We start from the raw sequence: 23,254 nt of genomic DNA, 5'->3' as shown, positions 1-23,254 counted from the left end.
AAGAAGTTACGCTAATGCGTACATTCCTTAGAGCGCGTTTTTTTCTGCTTCCTGAATTTCAGCGACAGTTAACGCAGTCATATTCACTACGCGACGAGTCGTTGCAGTTGGTGTCAAGATATGAACAGGTTTCGCAGCACCAAGCAGGATAGGACCAATGGTCACGTTGTTACCTGAAGTTGCTTTTAACAGGTTAAACGAAATATTGGCTGCATCCAGATTTGGCATGATTAGCAAGTTTGCAGAACCTTTGAAACGAGAGTTCGGGAATGCAAACTGACGGATATTTTCGTCTAATGCTGCATCACCATGCATTTCACCTTCAACTTCAAGCTCAGGTGCAGTTTCAGAAAGAATTTCATATACGCGACGCATTTTTTGTGCGCTGGCATCGTGCTGGTCTGAACCGAAGCTAGAGTGAGAAAGTAAGGCAACACGCGGTGTAATACCGAAACGACGTACTTCTTCAGCAGCCAGAATCGTCATCTCAGCAAGCTGTTCAGCCGTTGGATTACGGTTGATGTAGGTATCTGCGATGAACAGGTTACGCTCTTCAAGCATTAATGCGTTTAAGGTGAAGAAGGTATTATGGCCATCCTGTTTGCCGATGACATTGCTGACAAAGTCCAGATGGATGTCGTAGCTTGAGTATGTACCACATAACATACCGTCCGCCATGCCATGACGAACCAGCATCGCAGCGATCAAAGTAGAACGGCGACGCGCTTCACGGTGGGCATATTCAGGCGTTACACCTTTACGTTGCATCAGGTTATAATAGTCGTCTGCAAATTTTTCGTAATCCGGGTTCTTTTCCTGATCCACGATGGTGATGTTGACACCATCTTCAAGACGTAAGCCCAATTTCTTGATATTCGCTTCGATGACTGCTGGACGGCCCACCAGAATCGGTTTTGCCAAGCCTTCATCCACTGCAATTTGTGCAGCACGAAGTACGCGCAGGTCTTCACCTTCTGCATAAGCGATACGTTTAGGATCTGTTTTAGCTTGTGCAAAGATTGGTTTCATCATGAAGGCTGAGTTATACACAAACTCAGACAAACGTTGACGATATGCCGAGAAATCCTGAATCGGGCGAGTCGCCACGCCAGAATCCATTGCAGCTTGTGCAACTGCAGGCGCAATTTCCAGAATCAGGCGTTGATCCAGTGGACCAGGAATCAGGTAATCACGGCCGAAAGAAGCTGATTTTTCACCATAAGATGCAGCATCTGCTTCTACGTGTGCCATACGTGCAATCGCGTGTACGCAGGCAATTTTCATCTCTTCATTAATGGTGGTTGCACCAACGTCTAATGCACCACGGAAGATATAAGGGAAGCACAGTGCATTGTTTACCTGGTTTGGATAGTCAGAACGGCCAGTTGCCATGATCACGTCATCACGAACTTCGTGTGCATGTTCAGGCAGAATTTCTGGATCTGGGTTCGCCAAGGCAAAGATAATTGGATCTTTGGCCATCAGTTTCACCATTTCTTTGGTGAGAATACCGGCTGCAGAAAGACCCAGGAACATATCTGCACCTGCAATCACGTCACCGATTTGAGAGGCATCAATGTCTTGTACATATGCTTGTTTAGATTCGTCCAGACCTTCACGTTTAGTTGTTAATAAACCACGTGAGTCAGCAACGATGATATTTTCTTTTTTCGCGCCAAGGGCACAAAGCAAGTTCAAGCAAGACAGGGCAGCAGCCCCAGCACCTGAAGCAATGATCTTGATTTCATCAATTTTTTTGCCGTTTAATTGCAAAGCATTAAGAAGAGCAGAACCTACAATGATTGAAGTACCATGTTGGTCATCGTGGAACACAGGAATTTTCATGCGTTCACGAAGTTTCTGTTCAATGTAGAAACATTCTGGAGCCTTGATGTCTTCCAGGTTGATCCCACCAAAAGTGGGTTCTAGAGAAGCGACAATATCAACAATCTTGTCTGGATCATTTTCAGCAATTTCGATATCGAATACATCAACACCCGCAAATTTTTTGAACAGTACGCCTTTACCTTCCATGACTGGTTTAGACGCCAGTGGGCCAATATTACCCAAACCAAGAACTGCTGTACCGTTACTGACCACTGCAACCAGGTTACCGCGTGCGGTATACAGTGCAGCTGTTGAAGGATCGCGTTCAATCTCAAGACATGGTGCGGCAACGCCAGGCGAGTAAGCAAGGGCTAAGTCACGTTGGTTGACCAATTGTTTGCTTGGTGTAACGCTGATTTTTCCTGGAGTAGGGAATTCGTGATAGTAAAGAGCCTGCTGCTTTAAAGATTGTTCGTCCATCTGTATCTCTATCGTTGTAAAGATTACCCAGAAAGCGGGTAAAAAATTGCATTTATAGCTCTGAATATAACATTTGTTAAGCACTTAGCCCAGTCAAAGTCGACCATTTTTGCGACAATATTATTCGAGGTAGATATAGACTTAGACTTGATATATATAAGTTTCAGCGACGCGATTCTGTTCTAAATATGCAGTTGCTTCCAGTTCAGACAATGGCTTGGAGAAGAAGTAACCTTGGGCAATATCACAATCTAAATCACGTAGATATTGCAGCTGTTCTTCAGTTTCAATACCTTCAGCGACGACAGTCATGCCCATGGCTTTACCCATCGCGACCATGGCACTGACAATCGCTTCCTGTTTATGTTCGCCAATTTTAGAGACAAAACGGCGGTCAATTTTGAGAATGTCAATAGGAAAATCGGCAAGATAGGATAAAGAAGAATAACCAGTTCCAAAGTCATCTAGCGAGATATTAATCTGGCGCTGCTTGATCTGGTTCAGCAGATTTTTGACAGATTCAGAGTTTTCAATCAGTGAAGATTCAGTAATTTCCAATTCCAGACTGGTGCCAGAAATCTGGTTTTCGGTAATGGCCTGATCCAGATCATCGAGTAACTGACCACGACGCAGTTGCTGCGCCACGATATTCACAGAGACACAGATATTATGAAAGCCAAGATCATTCCATTCACGAATCTGTTTAGCAGTTTGCTGAATCACCAAACGACCGATCTCGGAAATCAGGCTGGTCTGTTCCGCTAAAGGAATAAACAGGTCAGGTGGGATAATACCTTTCTCTGGATGTTTCCAGCGCACTAAAGCTTCAAAGCCATAAATGTGCTGGTCATTGAAATTAATTTTTGGTTGATAGTAGACTACCAGTTCACCATTCTGGATGGCTTTACGCAGATTGCGTTCAATGAAAATTCCTTGCTCTAGCAAAGCTGTATTTTCATTGGAGTAGAAATGGATAGTATTCCCGCCGAGATTTTTGGCTTCACTCAGCGCCTGTTCAGCACAGTTATTCAAATAATCTAGCTGACGGCCATGATCCGGATAGAAAGCCACGCCCATCGATAGGGTAATCACATAATCTTGTCCAAAAATATGGAAAGGAGCTTGGAAGGCTTCAGCAATTCGTTGACAGTGTTCCTGTACAGACGGGCGAATATGCGAGATTTCATACAGAATCGCAAAATCGTCACCATTTAGATGGGCCACAAACAGGGCTTCAGCATTGGTCAGACGTAAGCGTTGTGCCACCTGACGCAACAGCTCATCACCACCATTATTAGACAGGTATTCATTCAATGGACGGAAACGGTCGATATTGAGTCGGATCACCGCCATTTTCTTGATGGAATCTTTTTGTGTCATCAGATACTGATGCAACTGGTAGTTATAGTAAAAACGGTTTGGCAAATCAGTTAGCGTGTCATAATTTTCCAGATAAGACAGGCGCTGTTCCTGTAATTTACGCTCAGTCAGATCAGAAACAATGCCGATATAGTGGGTGATACGACCTTCCTCATCAGTAATCGCATTGATATGTAACCAGAGTGGCATCTCTTTGCCAGACAGGAATTTTTCACTCAGTTCGCCATCAAAGGAACCGATTTTCACGACTTGCTTGATGATATTGGAATGAATGCTGCGCTGCTGTGATTTATGACTCGCGGTGATATCAAATAGATATTTACCCAAGATGTCATTACGTTCAAAACCGGACAAATTTTCGAAATAAGGATTTACTTCGATATAACGTAATTCATCATTTAGGATGAAGATTCCTTCAGCCGCCTGCTCGATCACACTGGCTGCCAGTTTCAGGCGTTCTTGAGAACTACGTTCCTGCTGAATATCACGCAAAATTCCGACCATGCGTAAAGGGCGGTGAGTTTCAGGATCGCGACTGATCACCCGGCCTACATCATGTACCCAGCTCCAGACTCCCGGTGCTTGCTGAATCCGGTAAGTTACTTCATAGCGCTCAGTTTTCCCACGCAAATGCTGTTTCATATTGCTTTTGAACGCAGCCAGATCATCAGGATGAATCATATGCTGTAACTGTAAATGATGTTCGCTGGATTTCCGTTGTACTTTCTCATCTTTATGATTGGTCAGCAAAATACTGCGGTCTTTGATATTCCAGTCCCATGGACGAATGCCGGCAATTTCATGAGTCAGCTCAAGGTTTTGTTGCTGGTTTTTCAGATCAATATTAATCTGTTCAATATCATAGGTACGTTCACGAACTTTCTGTTCCAGTAGCTGGTTGCTGAGTTGTAGCTCCAGTTTAATATCTTTGGATTTATTGACTTCAGTTTGTAGCTGTTTGCATAGCTCATCAGTCCAGGCGACCTGCTGTTCGGCATTACTCACCAGCAATTCATTTTCTGCATAAAGGCGGGAAGTACGGGTATGAATACGATAGGTACTATTGGCACAGAGCAGGATCACAATGACTGCAAAATTTAGTGCCAGGCCAAAGACCGGATTGGCACCCGAGATATGAAAAAACTGAAAGAGTAAAAAGGGTACCAATGAAGGTAAAAATACCAGTGAAAAGTAACTGAGCTTCTGGGTTAAATAAGTCAGACCAAAAGCTTGAGTCACGATTAATAGCAAAGCCGAAAGAGTGAGTGCTTCTATTTCATCAAAATTGATATTGGCCTGCGGTAGGTAATAATAAATCAGAGAAATACCAGAAGCGATACAGCAACCTACCGCAAGGCTCTGGATCTGTAACCAGTAATGTGCATTTTTCAGTTGATATTGTTCAGGCTTAAAATACAGGGTATTGATGAGCCAGCACATACTAACGGTAATTTCAGTCAGGATAAACCAGAGATTAAAGTAACTATTCGATGAGCTATATTGAATGTGATAAACACAGAAAATATAGAGGCAAATAATCATGATACTTAACAGAAAATATCGGCTATGTCGAAGCGTGTTCGCAATCTGAGCACGATGCAAGTGCTCTTTGATATAAGCCTCTTTATTATCAATCATATAATTAAGTGCCTTGTATTCGTCCTGAACGGTTTTTATCCTAGATTTTAATTTTTATTCAAGCCTGAATGATTCTTAAATCAATCAATATGTGTTTCATTATTATTGACTCAAGAGTAGAGTGCTTATAAATAAAAATCAATAAAATTAATAACTAAATTTTACAATTTTGACCGCTTAAATAGTGTAATTCAAAATTGAGAGAGCAACGACAGGAGCAGTTTCGGTACGCAGGACACGTTCACCAATACACCAATTGACAAAGCCTTGAGCATTCGCCGCTAGGATTTCTGCTTCACTCAAGCCGCCTTCAGGGCCAATCAGCAAAGCAATATCCGGCGTGGCATTCGCCAGTACATCAATTTCTTCTTTATTTGGCGCTAGCACTAGTTTGGTAGTAGGAAGATCGGTTTCCAGCCATTTTTCAAGTGACATTGGCGCTAAAATTTTAGGAACAATATTCAGACCACACTGTTCACAGGCGGCAATGGCTACACCTTGCCAGTGATCCAGTTTCTTTTGGTCGCGATCATATTTCAGGCGCATTTCACAGCGTTCAGAGGTTAAAAGCTGAATTTCAGATACACCCAGTTCGACCGCCTTCTGGATCGCATAATCCATGCGGTCACCTTTACTCATGACCTGGCCAAGCAAAGCTTTAAATTTTGGTGTGCGATCAGTAGGGTTATAACTATTGACCTGTACAGCAGCCGACTTTTTGGAAACTTCAACCAATTCAACTTCATATTCACCACCTTGTCCATTAAACAGGGTGGCTTTTTCGCTGACTTGAGCACGTAAAACTTTAACCCAATGATGAAACACTGTTTCAGTCAGTTCTACAGTGGTATCTACTGCTAAATCAGCTTCAATAAAAAAACGCGGCATTAAAGTTTTACTCTCAAATCAGGTATTTTACTTATGCAAGACCGAGGTCTTTAACAAGTTGACGGGTTGGATCAGTGGTATTCATGGTATAGAAGTGCAAGCTTGGTGCACCGCCAGCAATCAGGCGTTCGCAGAATTTCACCACGACTTCATGACCAAAGGCTTTAATGCTTGCAGTGTCATCACCATAAGTTGCCAGTTGCTTGCGAATCCAGCGTGGGATTTCTGCGCCTGTACCATCTGCGAAGCGAATCAGGTTGCTGGCATTGGTAATCGGCATAATACCCGGCGCAACCGGACTATCGATTCCAGCTTTCTGGATACGGTCTACAAAGTAGAAGTATGCATCTGGATTAAAGAAGAACTGGGTCAATGCAGCATTAGCGCCAGCATTTACTTTATCCACAAAGTGCTGAATGTCTTTATCAAAGCTGTCTGCTTGTGGATGCATTTCAGGATAAGCCGCAACTTCAATATGAAAATGGTCACCAGAATGTTCACGGATGAAGCGAACCAGATCCTGTGCATAAGGCAATTCACCTAGGCCCACCTGACCAGATGGCAAGTCACCACGCAGCGCGACAATACGATCAATCCCTTGAGATTTATACAAATCAAGCAATTCAGCAATACGCGCTTTATCATCGCCGATACAAGACAGGTGAGGGGCAACAGGTGTGCCTTTACCGTTAAAATCATTGATCGTAGATAAAGTGCGTTCGCGTGTTGAACCACCCGCGCCATACGTCACAGAAAAGAATTCTGGATTCAACAGTTGTAGTTCTTGATGTACGGTTTTAAGTTTTTCTGCACCCGCATCAGTTTTGGTCGGGAAAAACTCAAAAGAAATTGGAATCTGTTTAGACATGTTCAAATCCTTTTTATAAATACCTTTTACTTATCACCCTCTCCCTGACCTCTCCCAAAGGGAGAGGAGAATTCATTACTGAATTATGCAGGGTTTAAGCCCATATTTTTTCACTTGAAGTCATTAAAACTTCATTGAAAATAATTTGGATGGTTACCCTCTCCCTAAGGGAGAGGGATGGGGTGAGGGGTATTAATATTTATAAGCATCAGACTTGAATGGACCTTCAACAGGTACGCCTAGGTAGTCTGCTTGTTCTGGAGTCAATTGAGTCAGAACACCACCAAAACCGGCAACCATTGCAGCAGCAACTTCTTCGTCTAATTTCTTAGGAAGTAGTTCTACACGAATCGCTGCTTGTTTTTGGTCTTCTGGAAGATCCGCAAATTTTTCAGCGAACAGGTGCATTTGACCTAGAACCTGGTTTGCAAAAGAACCGTCCATCACACGTGATGGGTGTCCAGTTGCGTTACCCAGGTTCACCAGACGACCTTCAGAAAGCAGGATCAGGTAATCGTTTTCATTTTCTGAACGATATACTTGGTGTACTTGAGGTTTCACTTCAACCCATTTGTAACCACGTAAGTAGTTAGTATCGATTTCAGTGTCGAAGTGACCGATGTTACAAACTACTGCACCAGCTTTTAGTGTATCTAGCATCGCAGCGTCACATACGTGGTAGTTACCAGTTGTAGTCACGATCAGGTCGGTATTTTGAAGAAGATCAACGTTCACATCTTCTTTTTTGCCAGTTTGAACGCCGTTTTTGTACGGAGAAACCACTTCATAACCGTCCATGCATGCTTGCATCGCACAGATTGGATCGATTTCAGAAACACGTACGATCATGCCTTCTTGACGAAGAGACTGAGCAGAACCTTTACCTACGTCACCATAGCCGATCACTAATGCACGACGACCAGAAAGCAGCATGTCAGTTGCACGTTTGATCGCATCATTTAGAGAGTGACGGCAACCGTATTTATTGTCGTTTTTAGACTTGGTTACTGAATCGTTGACGTTGATCGCAGGAACTTTCAGAGAGCCGTCTTTCCACATTTCCAGAAGACGTGCTACACCTGTAGTTGTTTCTTCAGTAATACCGTGGATTTTTGCAATCAGTTCAGGATATTTTTCATGAACAACAGCAGTTAAGTCACCACCATCATCCAGAATCATGTTGGCATCCCAAGGTTTGCCGTTCACATTGATCTGTTGCTCAAGACACCACATGTATTCTTCTTCTGTTTCGCCTTTCCATGCAAATACAGGAATACCGCGAGCAGCGATTGCAGCAGCAGCATGGTCTTGAGTAGAGAAGATGTTACAAGAAGTCCAGCGAACTTCAGCGCCTAATTCAACCAGAGTTTCAATTAAAACCGCAGTTTGAATAGTCATGTGGATACAGCCAAGGATTTTGGCACCAGCAAGCGGTTTAGCAGCTGAGTAGCGCTTACGCAGACCCATTAGGGCTGGCATCTCAGCTTCTGCAAGTTTAATTTCTTTACGGCCGTAGTCAGCTAGGGAAATATCAGCAACTTTATAATCTGTAAATGAAGCATTAACCGCGTTCATCACGATCTCCTTATAAAAAACAATAATTGATCATTCAGTTCGCGGATGCCGTTGTTGGTCTGCTTAGAAAAAGACAGACCGATCGTCGAGCCTGGCGCTTTTACATTTCGTACCTGTAAAACGTCGCAGCATCCCTCGACTAGCGAAGTATTGTACTTGGAAATTAATTTGGTTCCAATCCGAAATTGTTTAATATCTGACTAATAAGAAAATTTTGAAAATATTTTGAGAAATAACCTGGTATTTGAAAACTGAAATAAAGTTTTATTCTCGTAAAAAAGCCCATCATCTAATGGGCTTGTTATTTATTCTATGTCCTGCACAATTTCATCTGCTTTCTTAGTCCAGTAATCTGCCTGTAGGTCATCAACGACCACGCCAAGACCATTGGCATAAATAAAGGCAAGATCACGCATGGCTTGAACTTCGCCCCATTCAGCTGCTTGCTTTACAAGAGCAATGGATTTTTCAACATCTTTTTCGACCACATCACCACGACGGTAAAAGCCAGCCAGTTCTAAAGTCGCTGCAGGGTGTTTCTCGAAATTGGCTTTGCTCAACCAGTAATAGGCTAACTCAAAGTGAGCTTTGGAATCGTCAGGGTCTTCCTCAGCAATCTCTTTGGCATAAACCGTATAACCCTCACCGAGCCAGTACATGGCTTCAACCCAGCCACCATTGGCTGCTTTCAATGCCCACTCTTCGGCCAGCATGATGTCTTCGTCATGCTCGCTCTGCATATATAGTTCGGCAAGCTCAAATTGGGCTTCAGCATTGCCTGCCAGTGCGCGGTTTGCCAGCGTGGCAGGGGGAGAAACACGCTCAGTCATGTCAGTATCTCAAATATCTTTGTATCTAGATTAAAAGGTTCAAAATAAAAAAGCCAATCTGAAAATTGGCTTTTGTATAAAAGTCGACTGATAGTGTTTAAAACACGCAAACTAAGCTATTTGTTTAGAGAAATAACAATAAAACGAATAGAAAGAGAACAGGAATAAATTTAAATAGTTTTCAATAATTCAGAAAGCAAAACAGCGGCCCGAAAGCCGCTGTTGATATACGATTAATGAGATAAAAACTTAGTCTTGCTGGATTCCTGCAACCATCCAATCTTGCTGAGAACCGGCAGGTTTGACAAAGTGCCAGATTTCAGCAAACGGTTGAGGTTGGCTATTCAGGTCTTCACTTACAGTACCAGTGAAGCGTACGCTTACTACATATTGACCATTCTCATTCGATGAATCTACCACCATTGCATTCAGGTTAGAGAACTCAGCTACGTCCTGATCCTGATTTGCCATAATGTCGTTATACATCGACTGGTAAAGATCAGGGGTCAGGTAACGTTTAATTTCTGAAATGTTGCTCGCCGTATTCATTGACTGAATGTGGTTGAAACGTTGACGTGCCACACGTAAGAAAGTCGCAGGTTCTGTACCATCTGGAAGCTGGTTGCCGCTATTGGTATAGGCTGCACCAAATGGCGCGTTATTTACCGGAGCTGAACCAAACGGAGCATTTGTGCTTGGCGTGCTACCACCCACGTTCTGGCCAAAAATATTGGTATTGTCACCACCGCGAGGAGGTGTCTGACCAAATGGTGCTGAATGACCAGCACCACTATTTGGAGCGTATGGATTAGAAGCTACTTTTTTTTTTGCGCCCATCTTACGGAAAATGAAGAAGGCAACAGCGGCAGCAAGTAAAATCCAGATCCAGCCAGGAATACCACCTTTTTCCTCTTGTTGCTGTTGAGCTGCTTGAGCTTCAGAAGCCGCTTGTACTTCTTTGTCATCAGCCAGCGCATTGGCAGCAACTGCACCCACGGCAGCACCTGCTACACCGGCAGCAACCATACTACCTACGCCTGGGCCAGATCTTTGCTGAGTTGCAGCACCAGCGGCTGGAGCCTGTTGTGCTGGCGCAGCTTGACGAGGTTGTTGATAAGATTGAGTAGGCACAGCAGAACGTTGCATACCATGGCTTTTACCGCCACCGGCACGTTTTGCTTCAGCAGTTAAAGGAGCAACCAGTAATGCTGCTGTTAAAAGACCTGCAATCAAACCACGCTGTCGAACTTCCATTCAATTTTCCTATGTGAAAAAACTTATTTGAATACTCTATTTATATAGGCTTTATAGGGGATTTCAATCAAAAATGTGTATTTTTTTAGGCTTTTCGCAAGATTTATCGATTAAAACTAATTGAGTTCGTCACTTAGGCTCATAGCTTCACTCAGGGCTTCATGCAATCGGGCTACAGCAATGACCTGCACGCCGGGAATCGGTTTTTGCGGTGCATTGGCACGCGGTAAAATAATATATTTGAAACCGTGTTTGACTGCCTCTTTCAGACGTTCCTGACCATTCGGCACCGGACGAATCTCACCAGAAAGACCAACTTCACCGAAAACAGCGAGTTGCTGAGGCAACGCTTTGGTCCGGATACTGGATGCACACGCTAAAAGTACAGCCAGGTCAGAACCGGTCTCAGTAATCTTTAAACCACCGACAATATTCACGTAGACATCCTGACCGGATGTTTGAACGCCACCATGACGATGCATTACGGCCAGCAGCATATTCAGACGGTTTTGTTCTAGACCCAAAGCTACACGGCGTGGCTGGCCATGGGCATCATCGACCAACGCCTGAACTTCAACCAGGAGTGGGCGAGTCCCTTCGCGGCTAATCATGACGATGGAACCTGGAATCGCTTCATCATAACGACTGAGGAAAATAGCAGATGGATTGGCCACTTCACGCAGACCTTTATCGGTCATGCCAAAGACGCCAAGTTCATTGACTGCACCGAAACGGTTTTTGACTGCGCGGATCATACGATAACGTGAATCCGACTGGCCTTCAAAATACAGCACACAGTCCACCATATGTTCCAACACACGTGGACCTGCTAAGGCACCTTCTTTAGTCACATGACCGACAATAAACAGAGCAGTGCCGCTATTTTTGGCGAAACGGGTCAATAAGGCGGCAGACTCACGGATCTGTGAGACTCCACCTGGCGCAGACTGCAAGGTTTCGGTATATAAAGTCTGAATCGAGTCCAGAATCGCAACAGCAGGACGTTCCTGTGCAAGCACCTCGCAAATGCGTTCCACACAGGTTTCTGCCATGACTTTCAGCTGGTCGGTTGGCAAGTCCAGACGCTGGGCGCGTAATGCCACCTGAGACAGGGATTCTTCACCTGTGACATACAGGGCTGAGCTATTACCCGCTGCCATGTGAGTTGCGGTTTGCAATAAGATAGTTGACTTACCAATCCCCGGGTCACCACCAATCAGCACCACAGAACCTGTGACTAGACCACCGCCTAAGACTCGGTCAAACTCACCAATCCCTGTTTGCAATCGGGTTTCATGTGAAACGGAGACTTTATTTAAAGTGGTAATCGCAGCTGCCTGACCGGCATATCCGCCAATTTTTGGCTGAGCACGATGTGTCGTTGCTGGCACAATACTGACTTCTACCAGACTGTTCCATTCTCCACATTCAGAACACTGACCCGCCCATTTGGGATGGTCTGCTCCACATTGTTCACAACGGTACACACTTTTTGCTTTAGCCATAATTTCCGAAAATAAATATTGGGAATGGGGGCTACAGCATAGCGGTGAATGAGACTGAAAACCAAGACCTTTAGCTGAAAAAGTTAGTGATTTACGTCAGCATATGACGCATATGAATTTACCTTTCTACATGAAAGTGAAATACCTTCTATAATGAGAAAATTCATCGCGGGTACAGGAAACCTGACATGCCACAACTTTTAAAACATATCGATGCGATCGCACGTGAAAAAGACCGTGATGTATTATTTGTACATTTTGAAAATTACGAACATGAAAATGCAGATGCCGAGTCCTATCATTTACGTCAGAACCTGATGGAATGGCTGAAGCAACGCCAAATTAACTTTGCACCCTGTATGGGCATAGAACAGCCTGGTGTGATTGAAAGTTATTCAGGTGATCTTTATATCGATGTGCCATTTGATGAAGCTCATCCGATTTACCAAATGGTCAGTGAGCATCTGGAAGATGCCGAAGGGGAAATGAAAATTCCGGGTGTTCTGTTCTTTGTATTATCTCTAGAAACTGCGCTGGAAATTGAAGCCGATCGTGAAGAGTTCTTAAATCTAAATCAAGCTCATGATGATGACGATGGATTTTCTGGCCGTGTGAACTGATATTTTTAGCAAACTTAACTAATAAAAAAGCCACGATGAACGTGGCTTTTTTATTAAGGGTTTTAAATTTTATTAATACAGTTCACCTGATTTACGGCGAGCAATAAAATCTTTGGATTCTTTCACGATCACCCCAGACAGCAGTAACAGGCCGATCAAGTTTGGAATTGCCATCAAACCGTTGAAGGTATCTGCAAACAGCCACACCAGATCCAGTGTTGCGACACAGCCAATAAATACTGACAGGATATAGATGATGCGATAAGGGAATACAAATTTCTCACCGAGCAGATAGGTTGCACATTTTTCCCCGTAGTAGCTCCAGCCTAAAATGGTGGAATAGGCGAAGAAGATAATACCGAAGGTCACGATCCAGCCACCGATACCTGGCAGTAGTTTATTAAATGTAGAAACGGTCAGAACAGCACCGGTTTGTCCACCAAAATCACTGCCGGCCATGATGAAGCCCATCACCAGGACAATACCGGTAATCGAACAGACAATAATCGTGTCAATAAAGGTTCCGGTCATAGACACCAGACCTTGACGCGCAGGATGATCGGTTTTTGCAGCAGCAGCGGCAATCGGTGCCGAACCCATACCAGCTTCATTCGAGAAGACACCACGCGCGACACCATAACGAATTGCCGCACCAATTGCACCACCTACAGCAGCTTCACCAGTAAAGGCATAGGTAAAAATCATTTTCAGTGCAGGACCCACTAAATCCAGATGGGTGAAAATAATGATCAGACCGCCCGCTACATAGCCAATCGCCATGATCGGTACGATGAAAGAGGCAGCCCTAGAAATCCACTTAATCCCGCCCAGAATTACTAGTGCAGAAAACGCAGTAATCACGATACCTGTAACCCAGGTTTCTAGACCAAAACCATTTTCTACCGCGAGTGCAACGGTGTTGGACTGAACTGAACTACCAATTCCGAAAGACGCCACAGCACCAAAGAACGCAAAGATTAGTGCCAGCCATTTCCATTTCAGGCCACGCTCAATGTAATACATTGGACCGCCAGACATTTCACCGCGTTCATTTTTAACCCGGTATTTGACGGCCAGTACACCTTCGCCATATTTGGTTGCCATTCCGAACAGGGCAGTCATCCACATCCAGAACACGGCCCCTGGGCCGCCCAGTACACAAGCGGTTGCCACACCGGCAATATTACCGGTACCGATGGTAGCTGACAGTGCGGTCATGAGTGAGCCAAATTGGGAAATATCGCCTTCATGCGAAGGGTGTTTGCCAAAAACCTGTTTAAAGGCCAGTGGTAACATGCGGAACTGCCAGAACAGCAGGCGGAAGGTCAGGAATATACCGGTCCCGACAATGAGGACCAGCATATAAGGGCCCCAGACCCAGCCACTGACGGTTTCCATGATACTTTGTAAATTTTGCATAAATTTCTTCTTATTTATCCGTGTCAGCTTTATTTGAGATGTTGATTGAAAAGCAATTGCTATGCCATGCGCGCTCATCCTAAACGCGAATATTGGCGGATTTGTATTCTATTTTTTACATAGTTTCAGCGCTTTGACAAGAAAAATCCTGTATTCATTGCGCCTTAAAACCAAGACTAAAGATAAATGAATATTGATATAAGAAAAATAAATTAACTTGCAAGATTAGTTGGAAAATACAAATGATGCGAATTTTCTTTTTGTATTCCAGGTTTTTTACGTTAATTTGTCGCGATTAAAACTCAAAGTTGAAATGAAATAATGTCAGAAAAATATAGTCACTCATCATCGGAAGATGGTGAGCTACAGCGTAGTTTGTCCAACCGGCACCTGCAGTTAATTGCCATTGGGGGTGCGATTGGCACCGGCCTGTTTATGGGTTCAGGGAAAACCATTAGCCTGGCAGGACCATCTATTCTGGTGATTTATATGATCATCGGTTTTATGGTGTTTCTGGTCATGCGCGCGTTGGGTGAATTATTATTATCCAATCTGCAATATAAATCTTTTATCGATTTTGCCACCGATCTGATCGGGCCATGGGCAGGTTATTTTGTCGGCTGGACGTACTGGTTATGCTGGATCACGATTGGTATCGCGGATTTGTCTGCCATTATCTATTACTTGCAATTCTTCAATAACGGCCTGCCATTTACTCCGGGCGAAGGCGTACTGATCAGTATTGCCTCTATTGTCTTCATTATGGGCTTGAACCTGGCAACCGTGAAACTGTTTGGTGAAATGGAATTCTGGTTTGCTTTGATCAAGATTATCGCCATTATTGTACTGATCGCTGTAGGTTTATGGATGATCTTTACTGGTTTTACTAGTGATGCAGGTACGGTCGCTTCATTTGCCCATATCTGGGATCATGGCGGTTTGTTCCCGACTGGGACTATGGGCTTCCTAGCCGGTTTCCAAATTGCGATTTTTGCCTTTGTGGGTGTAGAGCTGGTTGGTACTACGGCTGCTGAAACCAAAGATCCAGAGCGTAACCTGCCTAAAGCGGTGAACTCGATTCCGATCCGTATCATTATTTTCTATGTGCTGGCTTTGATCATTGTGATGTCAGTGACACCATGGGATCAGATCAATCCAAATGTTTCTCCGTTCGTGAATCTGTTTAGTCAGGCAGGTATTGCGGCGGCTGCAATCATCATGAACCTGGTGGTGCTGTCATCAGTAATGTCATCAATGAACAGTGGGGTGTTCTCGACCAGTCGTATGCTGTTCGGTTTATCTCGTGAAGAACAGGCACCTAAAGCCTTTGGTCGTTTGAATTCGCGCGCCGTTCCAGCGAATGCTTTGTATTTCTCTGCGATTTGTTTATTGCTCGGTGCAGCATTACAGTACTTCGTGCCGAATACGGTTGAAGCATTTACCTTAGCAACGACTCTATCGACCATTCTGTTTATCTGTGTATGGCTGATCATTATCTGGAGCTACATGATCTATTACCGTACTCGTCCAGAATTGCATGCTAAATCCATATTCAAGCTGCCTGGTGGATTGGTGACTTGCTGGATCGTGATTATTTTCTTTGTCGGCATGATTGGTGTGTTATCGCTGGAAGATGATACCCGTCGTGCCTTGATGGTCAGCCCGGTCTGGTTCATTTTACTGATTATTGGATATTTAGGCTTCTATAAACAGAAACATAAATAATCCATATCAATAAAAACGTCAGCGATCTGCTGGCGTTTTTTTATGTCTGAATATACTCTCTAGCGTTTAGCGCTTTGGTCATGCGGATGATCGCGTTATACTTCATCGAAAATACTCATATAGGTGGTCAGATGCGTCAGATCATTTGCTACATCAGTTTAATTGCAATCGGTTTTGCCTTGGTCGGTTGTGGGCAGTCGGGAGCTTTACATCTTCCCAATGATCCAAACTACGATAAACGTGCCAAGTATTTACTCTATAAAAATACTGAATCTGCACCGCAAGTATCAGATGAACAACAGGATGCGCCGGTCAAGCAGCAATTTGAAGCGCCCGCTGAATCCGATTCAACACCATCTCCTTAAGACTTTCAGAGAAAGGATACATTCATGAGTTTCACCCGCATTAATGGGGTATTGCATGCTGAGCAATGTTCACTGCAACGGCTCGCAGAGCAATTTGGCACACCACTTTATGTTTATTCAAAAGCAACTTTTGAAAAGCATTATCTGGATATGGACCGTGCTTTTAGCTTTATCGATCATCAAATCTGTTTTGCGGTAAAGTCAAACTCTAATCTTGCGGTATTGAATGTATTAGCCAAGCAGGGTGCTGGTTTTGATATCGTGACTGGTGGTGAACTGGCTCGTGTATTGAAAGCCGGTGGTGAACCTTCAAAAATCGTATTCTCAGGTCTGGGTAAATCAGAAGCAGATATTAAAAAGGCATTGGAAGTAGGCATCGCCTGTTTTAATGTCGAGTCATATGCCGAACTGGACCGTATTCAGAAAGTAGCGGCTGAACTTAATGTTAAAGCGCCAATTTCACTACGTGTGAATCCGGATGTCGATGCCAAAACCCATCCATATATTTCAACAGGCTTAAAAGAAAACAAATTTGGTATTCCATCAGATAGCGTATTTGAAACTTATCAATATGCAGCGTCATTGCCAAATCTTGAAGTTGTAGGTATTGACTGCCATATTGGTTCACAGTTGACTGAAACCCAGCCTTTTGTTGATGCGCTGGAGCGTGTCATTGTCATGATCGATAAGCTGAAAGACATGGGAATCAACTTGAAACACATCGATATCGGTGGTGGTCTGGGTGTGACATATAAAGATGAAACACCGCCATCGGTTGAAGAATATGCCAATGCCATGCGTCCTGCTTTAGAAAAACTGGGTCTGAAAGTTTATATGGAGCCGGGTCGTAGTATCTCTGCCAATGCAGGTGTTTTACTGACCAAAGTGGATTTACTGAAACCAACCAATCACCGTAACTTTGCCATCATTGATGCCGCGATGAATGACCTGATTCGTCCAGCTTTATATGAAGCATGGATGGATATTCAATCCGTGACACCGCGTACGGATATGGAAACAAAAGAATGGGATGTGGTGGGTGCGATCTGTGAAACTGGCGATTTTCTGGGTAAGGAACGTGAGCTTGCCATTAAAGAAAATGATGTGCTGGCAGTACTGGGAGCTGGTGCATATGGTTTCGTAATGAGTTCAAACTATAACAGTCGTGGCCGTGCTGCTGAAGTGATGGTCAATGGTGATCAGGCGCATCTGATCCGTGAACGAGAAACGATTGAATCACTTTGGGAACGTGAGCGTTTATTGCCTTAAGGAGACTGAGTAATGTTGCTTGAATTTACCAAGATGCATGGCCTGGGCAATGATTTTATGGTGGTAGACCTGATTAGCCAGCGTGCTTATCTGGATACTCTCACTATTCAGCGCTTGGCAAATCGTAACTTTGGTGTGGGTTTTGACCAGCTCTTGATTGTTGAACCGCCTGATATTCCAAGTGCAGATTTTAAATACCGTATTTTTAATGCGGATGGTTCTGAGGTTGAACAGTGCGGTAATGGTGTGCGCTGTTTTGCCCGTTTTGTGCATGAGCGTCAATTGACCACAAAAACCAAAATCAAAGTACAGACCAAAGCCGGAATCGTGGAACCTGAACTTGGTGCCAATGGCTGGGTGCGAGTCAATATGGGTTATCCAAAATTCCTGCCTCAGGAAATTCCATTTTTGGCTGAAGAACCGGAAAATCTGTATGACATCGATCTGGCGGGTGGAGAGAAGCTGACGATTGATGTGGTCAATATGGGGAATCCACATGCAGTGACGATTGTTCCGGATGTATTGACTGCCGATGTGGCTAAGATTGGCCCACAGGTGGAATCCCATGTGCGTTTCCCGGCACGCGTTAATGCTGGATTTATGCAGATCATTGATGAAAAGCATGCTCGTTTACGTGTTTATGAGCGTGGTGTAGGCGAGACACTGGCTTGTGGTACAGGTGCCTGTGCTGCAGCAGTGTCTGGTATGCGCCGTGGTCTGTTATCTAGCAAGGTCGAAATTGAACTTGCGGGTGGTAAATTGCAGATTGAATGGAAAGAAGGTGATGTGGTCTGGATGACAGGTCCAACCGCCAATGTTTATGAAGGTCGACTGGACTTGCGCTACTTCCAGGGTTAATCCCAACATTTATTTCTCTAAAAAGCACCGCACATAGTACGGTGCTTTTTTATGATAGGATGAATTCCATATTTAATTGATATCACAACACTGCTATGAATCAGCTTGTGTTTTTACCGGGTGCATCAGGCAGCCGAGACTTTTGGCAGCCCTTGTTGGCTCATTTAAAAACAGATCAATCTACAAAAATATTGGCATATCCGGGCTTCGATGGGGTAGAACCAGATTCGACTATTCAAAATCTTCATGATCTGCAGGAATTCATCACAAGGCAGATTGAAGATGATTCAATTCTGGTTGCTCAATCTATGGGGGGAGTATTGGCAGTTGCAATTGCACTGCATCATCCACAGAAAGTCAAAGGACTGGTTTTATTGGCAACTTCAGGTGGTCTGGATCTATCCCAGTTCGGTTGTGGTGACTGGCGGATAGATTATCGCGAGCAGTTTAAAGATGTTCCTGACTGGTTTTTACAAGATCAAACCATATTTAGCCTGAAACAGTTAAGCAATCTTGAGATTCCTGTTCTACTGATCTGGGGTGATCAAGACACTTTAAGCACCGTTCAGGTGGGGCAATGCTTAAAGCAAAATTTTAAACATGCAAACCTGCATGTAATTCAAGGCGGGGATCATTTCTTTGCGGCGACTCATCCAGTACAGACCGCAGAACTGATTGAAGCCTGGCTGGAGTCAATTGAATGGAGCAAGTAATAAACCTTTCTGCAAAAGACTTGCTCGAAATCTGGCTCAAAGAACGTGAGATCCAGAACCAGTCTAAACATACCTTGCAGGCCTATGAACGTGATGTGGCTGATTTTCTGGAATTCTGCGCAGTACAACAACTTGCACTCAATGATGTGGAAGCCACAGATTTACGTCAATTTCTGGCTGAAAAAGTCGAGCAGCACGGATTAAGTTCGAGTAGCTTGCAGCGGATGCTCTCTTCGATTCGCCAGTTCATGAAATGGGCAGAGCAGGCGCAGTATCTGGCGTTTAATCCGGCTGACGATTTTCAGTTGAAACGTCAGTCACGTCCTTTACCGGGTATGGTCGATATTGAAACTGTGAACCAGATTCTGGACCAGCCTGCTCCAGAAACCGAAGCGCAGCAACAAATGTGGTTGAGAGATAAGGCAATTCTCGAATTACTCTATTCCAGTGGTTTACGTTTGGCAGAAATTCAGAGCTTAAGAATCAAGGATGTTGATTTTAATCGTCAGCTCCTGCGTATTACCGGTAAAGGCAATAAAACCCGGGTGGTGCCTTTTGGTTCAAAAGCCAAAGATAGTCTGATGGAATGGCTAAAAATTTATCCGCTCTGGAATGGTGATTTTGTACCTGACGCGAATGTATTTATCACCCAAAAAGGCAATCCGCTCGGTGCACGGCAAATTGAAAACCGGGTCAAGTTTCAGGCACAGCGTGCAGGGGTTAATGTTGACCTGCATCCGCATTTGTTACGGCATTGTTTTGCCAGCCATATGCTGTCGAATAGTGGTGATCTTCGTGCCGTTCAGGAAATGTTGGGGCATAGCAATTTGAGTACTACACAAATTTATACTCATATTGATTTTGATCGACTTGCGCAGATTTATGATCAGGCGCATCCGCGGGCACAGCATAAAGAATAGAAAAAATTTAAAGTTTTCTTCCGCTTGTGGGATGATTAGGATTCATGGCATAAAACTTTCATGTATCATGCTTAAAATATGACCTGAACAGAATGTTTGAAAGATATTTCACTATTGTCTTATTTTTCAAATGGCTGTTTTTGGATATAAGTATAAATAGTAATCAATTTTTAAAAGAAAATCAGCGATCTCGATACTGGAATTTTTATGGACACAGCAATTATCCCGGATATACAACAAAAGCATGCGCAGTTAAGCCCAGCCCAAAAAGATATGTTTGCGGGTTATGGTTTACGCCAGATTAAACATTTTGTTGAGATTAGCTTGCCCACTATTGAAGCCGTTCTCCCTAAAGGAGCAATCGTGCAAGGGATTAATGCAGAAGGGAAAATGCAGGCTTATAATCCTGAAACAGGCCAGTATTATCTATGGATTTCTGATCTGCAATGGCAGACCACGCAGCGTGCCAGTCAAGCTGTTGACCTGAAAGAAGATGCGCTCGAAATCTGGAATATTTTCGATCTGAAGTCTTATGAACTGATTGAACTGAGTCATGTGCATCGTGACTTTCTGCAAGTTTAATGAACATGAAGGATGACTAAGGTCATCCTTTTTTATTGCTAAAATACTTTACAAGTCATCCAGCGGTAACTGAAAACTTTGCTTGATGATCTGGCTGGGTAAATCTGTTTTAACACTGGTAATGCCATTTTTCTTGGTCAAATGTGTGGACTGAAATTTGCGGTAACTTTCCAGATCAGGCACCACAACTTTTAACATCGCATCACATTCACCCAGAATGATATAACACTCCATCACCTGAGGCAGTTCTTTCATTGCCTCGATAAAAGTATCAATGGTTTCTGCATCCTGACCGACCAGCCAGATCCGTGAAAACAGAATCAACTGAAAACCGATTTTCTGTGAATCGACAATGGTGGTGTAATTCTGAATCACACCCGCATCTTCGAGCAACTTTACTCGACGCAGACAGGAAGAAGGGGATAGTCCAATTTCCCGCGCCAGATCATTATTCTGAATACGGCCATTGGCTTGCAATTGATGAATGATATTTTTATCAATTCGATCAAGTTTTACTCGCACAGATTTGGAAGATACTTTCATAAATTAGAATATAATTCGAAAAATAATGCTTATTATAAAATAAATTGAAAGCCTATTTTGTAAAAATTCATAGATACTAATTCCACTTTCCGAAGATTTAAAGGAAAAGGAAATGTCTGTATTTGCACTTTTTGCACTAACCGTGCTTCCCCTGATTTTTACACCTGGACCAGATATGCTGTTTATCCTGTCTCAAGTGATGGGTAAAGATGCAAAAGCAGGCATGATGGCAACCATCGGGATCTGTTCAGGTTATCTGGTACATTCCATTTTGGTAGCAATAGGAATCGCAGCGATTATCGTGTCTTTTCCGGTATTGTTTGAGGTGATTCGCTGGCTGGGTATTGCTTATTTGCTCTATCTGGCTTGTAGCCTGTTGAAATCAGTATTTAGTAAAAACTCAATGAAAATTGAGAAAAAATCTGCTGCTAATCCAGTGAAAAAAGGCTTCTTTACGGCCTTACTCAATCCTAAAGGTATGCTGATCTATTTTGCGATCTTGCCGCAGTTTATTGATAAAAGCGGAAATACAGTGAGCCAAGGCTTAATTCTCTCTTTTATTTTTATCGGCATGATTTTCATTGTTTATTGTGCTCTCAGCATTCTGTTCAGCAGAATTACCCGCAATACACAAATTGATGAACGTAAACAGAAATGGGTTGATGGCACCTCAGGTGGTTTACTTGCTCTTGCCGCAAGCTGGTTAATTATTAATTAAGCAATGGCGTATTTTAAAAAAGCATACTGCTCCCAGTATGCTTTTTTTATATTTATAGATTGATGACAACCCAATTTTTAGACCTGCCCAGCAAAGTAAAGCGGAGTAAATTGAGCAGATATGCAGAATAAATCCTGATTAATTTCGCTTTATGTCCAAACTGACCAAAGCGGTCATTTTTAAATATAAGTCATTTTTCACAAATCTAAGGACAGATTTGTACATTTAATAAGCAGAAATCAAAAGTTCTGATGTGTTTCATCAAATAAAAACATAATAAAAATCAAAGGTTAAATTTTATTAAATATTAATAAAATTCATTGTAATAAATCGATACGGATTAATTGTGAACGCATCGTTCAAGGAAAATTACGCATTTTTACAGCTCTTTGTTGAATTGTGACTTGACCGAAATGCCGTGCACATTGCAAGATAGGGCACCTAAAAAAATTTAAGTGAAGAGTTATTATAACTTTTCTCAACATTTACATTTGCTAAAACAGCCGAGGATTACATGAAGGCTCTTGTTGCTGTAAAACGTGTGGTTGATGCCAACGTTAAGGTTCGCGTTAAGCCGGACAACAGTGGTGTTGACTTAACAAACGTTAAAATGTCAATTAACCCATTCTGTGAAATCGCGGTGGAAGAAGCGGTTCGTTTAAAAGAAAAAGGAACTGTTTCAGAAATCGTTGTTGTTTCTATTGGTCCTAAAGAAGCTCAAGAACAAATCCGTTCTGCAATGGCGCTTGGTGCTGACCGCGGTATTCTGGTTGAAGCTGATGACAGCCAACTAGGTGCGCTAGAAGTTGCTAAAATTCTAAAAGGTGTTGTTGAAGCTGAACAACCACAATTGATCCTTCTTGGTAAACAAGCAATTGATGACGACTCTAACCAGGTTGGTCAGATGCTTGGTGCACTTCTAGGTGCAGGTCAAGGTACATTCGCTTCAGAAGTTAAAGTTGAAGGCGACAAAGTACAAGTGACTCGTGAAGTCGACGGTGGTCTACAAACTGTTGAATTATCACTTCCAGCGATCGTAACTACTGACTTACGTTTGAACGAGCCACGTTATGCAGCTCTTCCAAACATCATGAAAGCGCGTAAAAAACCGCTTGATACTAAGTCACCTGCAGATTTCGGTGTAACTACTACAACTAAACTGAAAACAGTAAAAGTTGAATCTCCTGCAGAGCGTAAAGCTGGCGTACAAGTGAAGTCTGTAGACGAACTTGTAGAAAAATTGAAAAACGAAGCGAAAGTGATCTAATACAGAAGGA

Annotated in this window: 20 protein-coding genes; 10 read left to right on the top strand and 10 right to left on the bottom strand. The window is 43.2% G+C overall.

All coding sequences use genetic code 11. The annotated features are described in order from the left end of the window. Positions 1 to 27: 27 nt before the first annotated feature. From RJ01_RS10010 to radA, 8 genes are all read right to left on the bottom strand, one after another. Positions 28 to 2,307 (bottom strand): NADP-dependent malic enzyme, encoded by a 2,280-nt coding sequence (locus RJ01_RS10010; RefSeq protein WP_034170969.1) that lies wholly within the window; start codon positions 2,305 to 2,307, stop codon positions 28 to 30. Positions 2,308 to 2,448: 141 nt separating this feature from the next. Continuing rightward, positions 2,449 to 5,325 (bottom strand): bifunctional diguanylate cyclase/phosphodiesterase, encoded by a 2,877-nt coding sequence (locus RJ01_RS10005; RefSeq protein WP_034170968.1) that lies wholly within the window; start codon positions 5,323 to 5,325, stop codon positions 2,449 to 2,451. A gap of 177 nt (positions 5,326 to 5,502) precedes the next feature. Further along, a complete protein-coding gene (locus tag RJ01_RS10000; RefSeq protein WP_034170967.1) occupies positions 5,503 to 6,213 on the bottom strand; it encodes a 16S rRNA (uracil(1498)-N(3))-methyltransferase in 711 nt (236 codons plus the stop codon). 31 nt (positions 6,214 to 6,244) lie between these two features. After that, the gene (metF, locus tag RJ01_RS09995; protein ID WP_034170966.1) at positions 6,245 to 7,081 is read right to left on the bottom strand and encodes a methylenetetrahydrofolate reductase [NAD(P)H]; all 837 of its coding nucleotides are present in this window, start codon (positions 7,079 to 7,081) and stop codon (positions 6,245 to 6,247) included. Positions 7,082 to 7,273: 192 nt separating this feature from the next. Further along, the gene (gene ahcY / locus RJ01_RS09990) at positions 7,274 to 8,656 is read right to left on the bottom strand and encodes an adenosylhomocysteinase (RefSeq protein WP_005236746.1); all 1,383 of its coding nucleotides are present in this window, start codon (positions 8,654 to 8,656) and stop codon (positions 7,274 to 7,276) included. Positions 8,657 to 8,961: 305 nt separating this feature from the next. Further along, on the bottom strand, positions 8,962 to 9,486 hold the full coding sequence (locus tag RJ01_RS09985; protein WP_034170965.1) for a tetratricopeptide repeat protein: 525 nt from the start codon (positions 9,484 to 9,486) through the stop codon (positions 8,962 to 8,964). A gap of 249 nt (positions 9,487 to 9,735) precedes the next feature. Beyond that, a complete protein-coding gene (locus tag RJ01_RS09980; RefSeq protein ID WP_034170964.1) occupies positions 9,736 to 10,740 on the bottom strand; it encodes a Tim44 domain-containing protein in 1,005 nt (334 codons plus the stop codon). A 116-nt stretch (positions 10,741 to 10,856) separates the two neighbouring features. Further along, the gene (radA, locus tag RJ01_RS09975) at positions 10,857 to 12,245 is read right to left on the bottom strand and encodes a DNA repair protein RadA (RefSeq protein WP_004784697.1); all 1,389 of its coding nucleotides are present in this window, start codon (positions 12,243 to 12,245) and stop codon (positions 10,857 to 10,859) included. A gap of 188 nt (positions 12,246 to 12,433) precedes the next feature. Here radA and RJ01_RS09970 point away from each other — a divergent pair, with 188 nt between their 5' ends. Beyond that, complete coding sequence (locus RJ01_RS09970) at positions 12,434 to 12,865, top strand: hypothetical protein (RefSeq protein WP_034170963.1); 432 nt, start codon at positions 12,434 to 12,436, stop codon at positions 12,863 to 12,865. 72 nt (positions 12,866 to 12,937) lie between these two features. Here the strand turns inward: RJ01_RS09970 and RJ01_RS09965 are convergent, their stop codons facing one another. Further along, positions 12,938 to 14,284, bottom strand: coding sequence for a sodium:alanine symporter family protein (locus tag RJ01_RS09965; RefSeq protein WP_034170962.1), 1,347 nt, complete (start codon positions 14,282 to 14,284; stop codon positions 12,938 to 12,940). A 321-nt stretch (positions 14,285 to 14,605) separates the two neighbouring features. On the opposite strand from RJ01_RS09965, the gene RJ01_RS09960 reads away from it, so the two are divergent. From RJ01_RS09960 to RJ01_RS09930, 7 genes are all read left to right on the top strand, one after another. Beyond that, positions 14,606 to 16,009 carry an amino acid permease gene (locus RJ01_RS09960; protein ID WP_034170961.1) on the top strand — a complete coding sequence of 468 codons (1,404 nt, stop codon included), beginning with the start codon at positions 14,606 to 14,608 and terminating at the stop codon, positions 16,007 to 16,009. 131 nt (positions 16,010 to 16,140) lie between these two features. Then, a complete protein-coding gene (locus tag RJ01_RS09955) occupies positions 16,141 to 16,374 on the top strand; it encodes a lipoprotein (protein WP_034170960.1) in 234 nt (77 codons plus the stop codon). Between the two features lie 24 nt (positions 16,375 to 16,398). Beyond that, complete coding sequence (gene lysA, locus RJ01_RS09950; protein WP_034170959.1) at positions 16,399 to 17,643, top strand: diaminopimelate decarboxylase; 1,245 nt, start codon at positions 16,399 to 16,401, stop codon at positions 17,641 to 17,643. 12 nt (positions 17,644 to 17,655) lie between these two features. Further along, positions 17,656 to 18,501 (top strand): diaminopimelate epimerase, encoded by an 846-nt coding sequence (gene dapF, locus RJ01_RS09945; protein ID WP_034170958.1) that lies wholly within the window; start codon positions 17,656 to 17,658, stop codon positions 18,499 to 18,501. 95 nt (positions 18,502 to 18,596) lie between these two features. Next, positions 18,597 to 19,214, top strand: coding sequence for an alpha/beta fold hydrolase (locus tag RJ01_RS09940; RefSeq protein WP_034170957.1), 618 nt, complete (start codon positions 18,597 to 18,599; stop codon positions 19,212 to 19,214). Positions 19,215 to 19,243: 29 nt separating this feature from the next. After that, the gene (gene xerA, locus RJ01_RS09935) at positions 19,244 to 20,134 is read left to right on the top strand and encodes a site-specific tyrosine recombinase/integron integrase (RefSeq protein WP_171069894.1); all 891 of its coding nucleotides are present in this window, start codon (positions 19,244 to 19,246) and stop codon (positions 20,132 to 20,134) included. Between the two features lie 207 nt (positions 20,135 to 20,341). Next, positions 20,342 to 20,716 (top strand): hypothetical protein, encoded by a 375-nt coding sequence (locus RJ01_RS09930; RefSeq protein WP_034170955.1) that lies wholly within the window; start codon positions 20,342 to 20,344, stop codon positions 20,714 to 20,716. A 48-nt stretch (positions 20,717 to 20,764) separates the two neighbouring features. Here the strand turns inward: RJ01_RS09930 and RJ01_RS09925 are convergent, their stop codons facing one another. Continuing rightward, positions 20,765 to 21,259, bottom strand: coding sequence for an Lrp/AsnC family transcriptional regulator (locus tag RJ01_RS09925; RefSeq protein WP_034170954.1), 495 nt, complete (start codon positions 21,257 to 21,259; stop codon positions 20,765 to 20,767). Positions 21,260 to 21,371: 112 nt separating this feature from the next. Here RJ01_RS09925 and RJ01_RS09920 point away from each other — a divergent pair, with 112 nt between their 5' ends. After that, entirely contained in the window at positions 21,372 to 21,977 is a 606-nt protein-coding gene (locus RJ01_RS09920) for a LysE family translocator (protein ID WP_034170953.1), read from the top strand. A gap of 514 nt (positions 21,978 to 22,491) precedes the next feature. Beyond that, positions 22,492 to 23,244: an electron transfer flavoprotein subunit beta/FixA family protein gene (locus tag RJ01_RS09915; protein ID WP_004784673.1), complete on the top strand. Its 753-nt coding sequence runs from the start codon at positions 22,492 to 22,494 to the stop codon at positions 23,242 to 23,244. Positions 23,245 to 23,254: the final 10 nt, after the last annotated feature.

Origin of the sequence: Acinetobacter sp. YZS-X1-1, from assembly GCF_000804305.1 — a bacterium.
Classification (GTDB): Bacteria; Pseudomonadota; Gammaproteobacteria; order Pseudomonadales; family Moraxellaceae; genus Acinetobacter; species Acinetobacter variabilis.
Note: the sequence above shows the minus strand (reverse complement) of the source record. Positions and strands in the feature narration are given on the sequence as shown.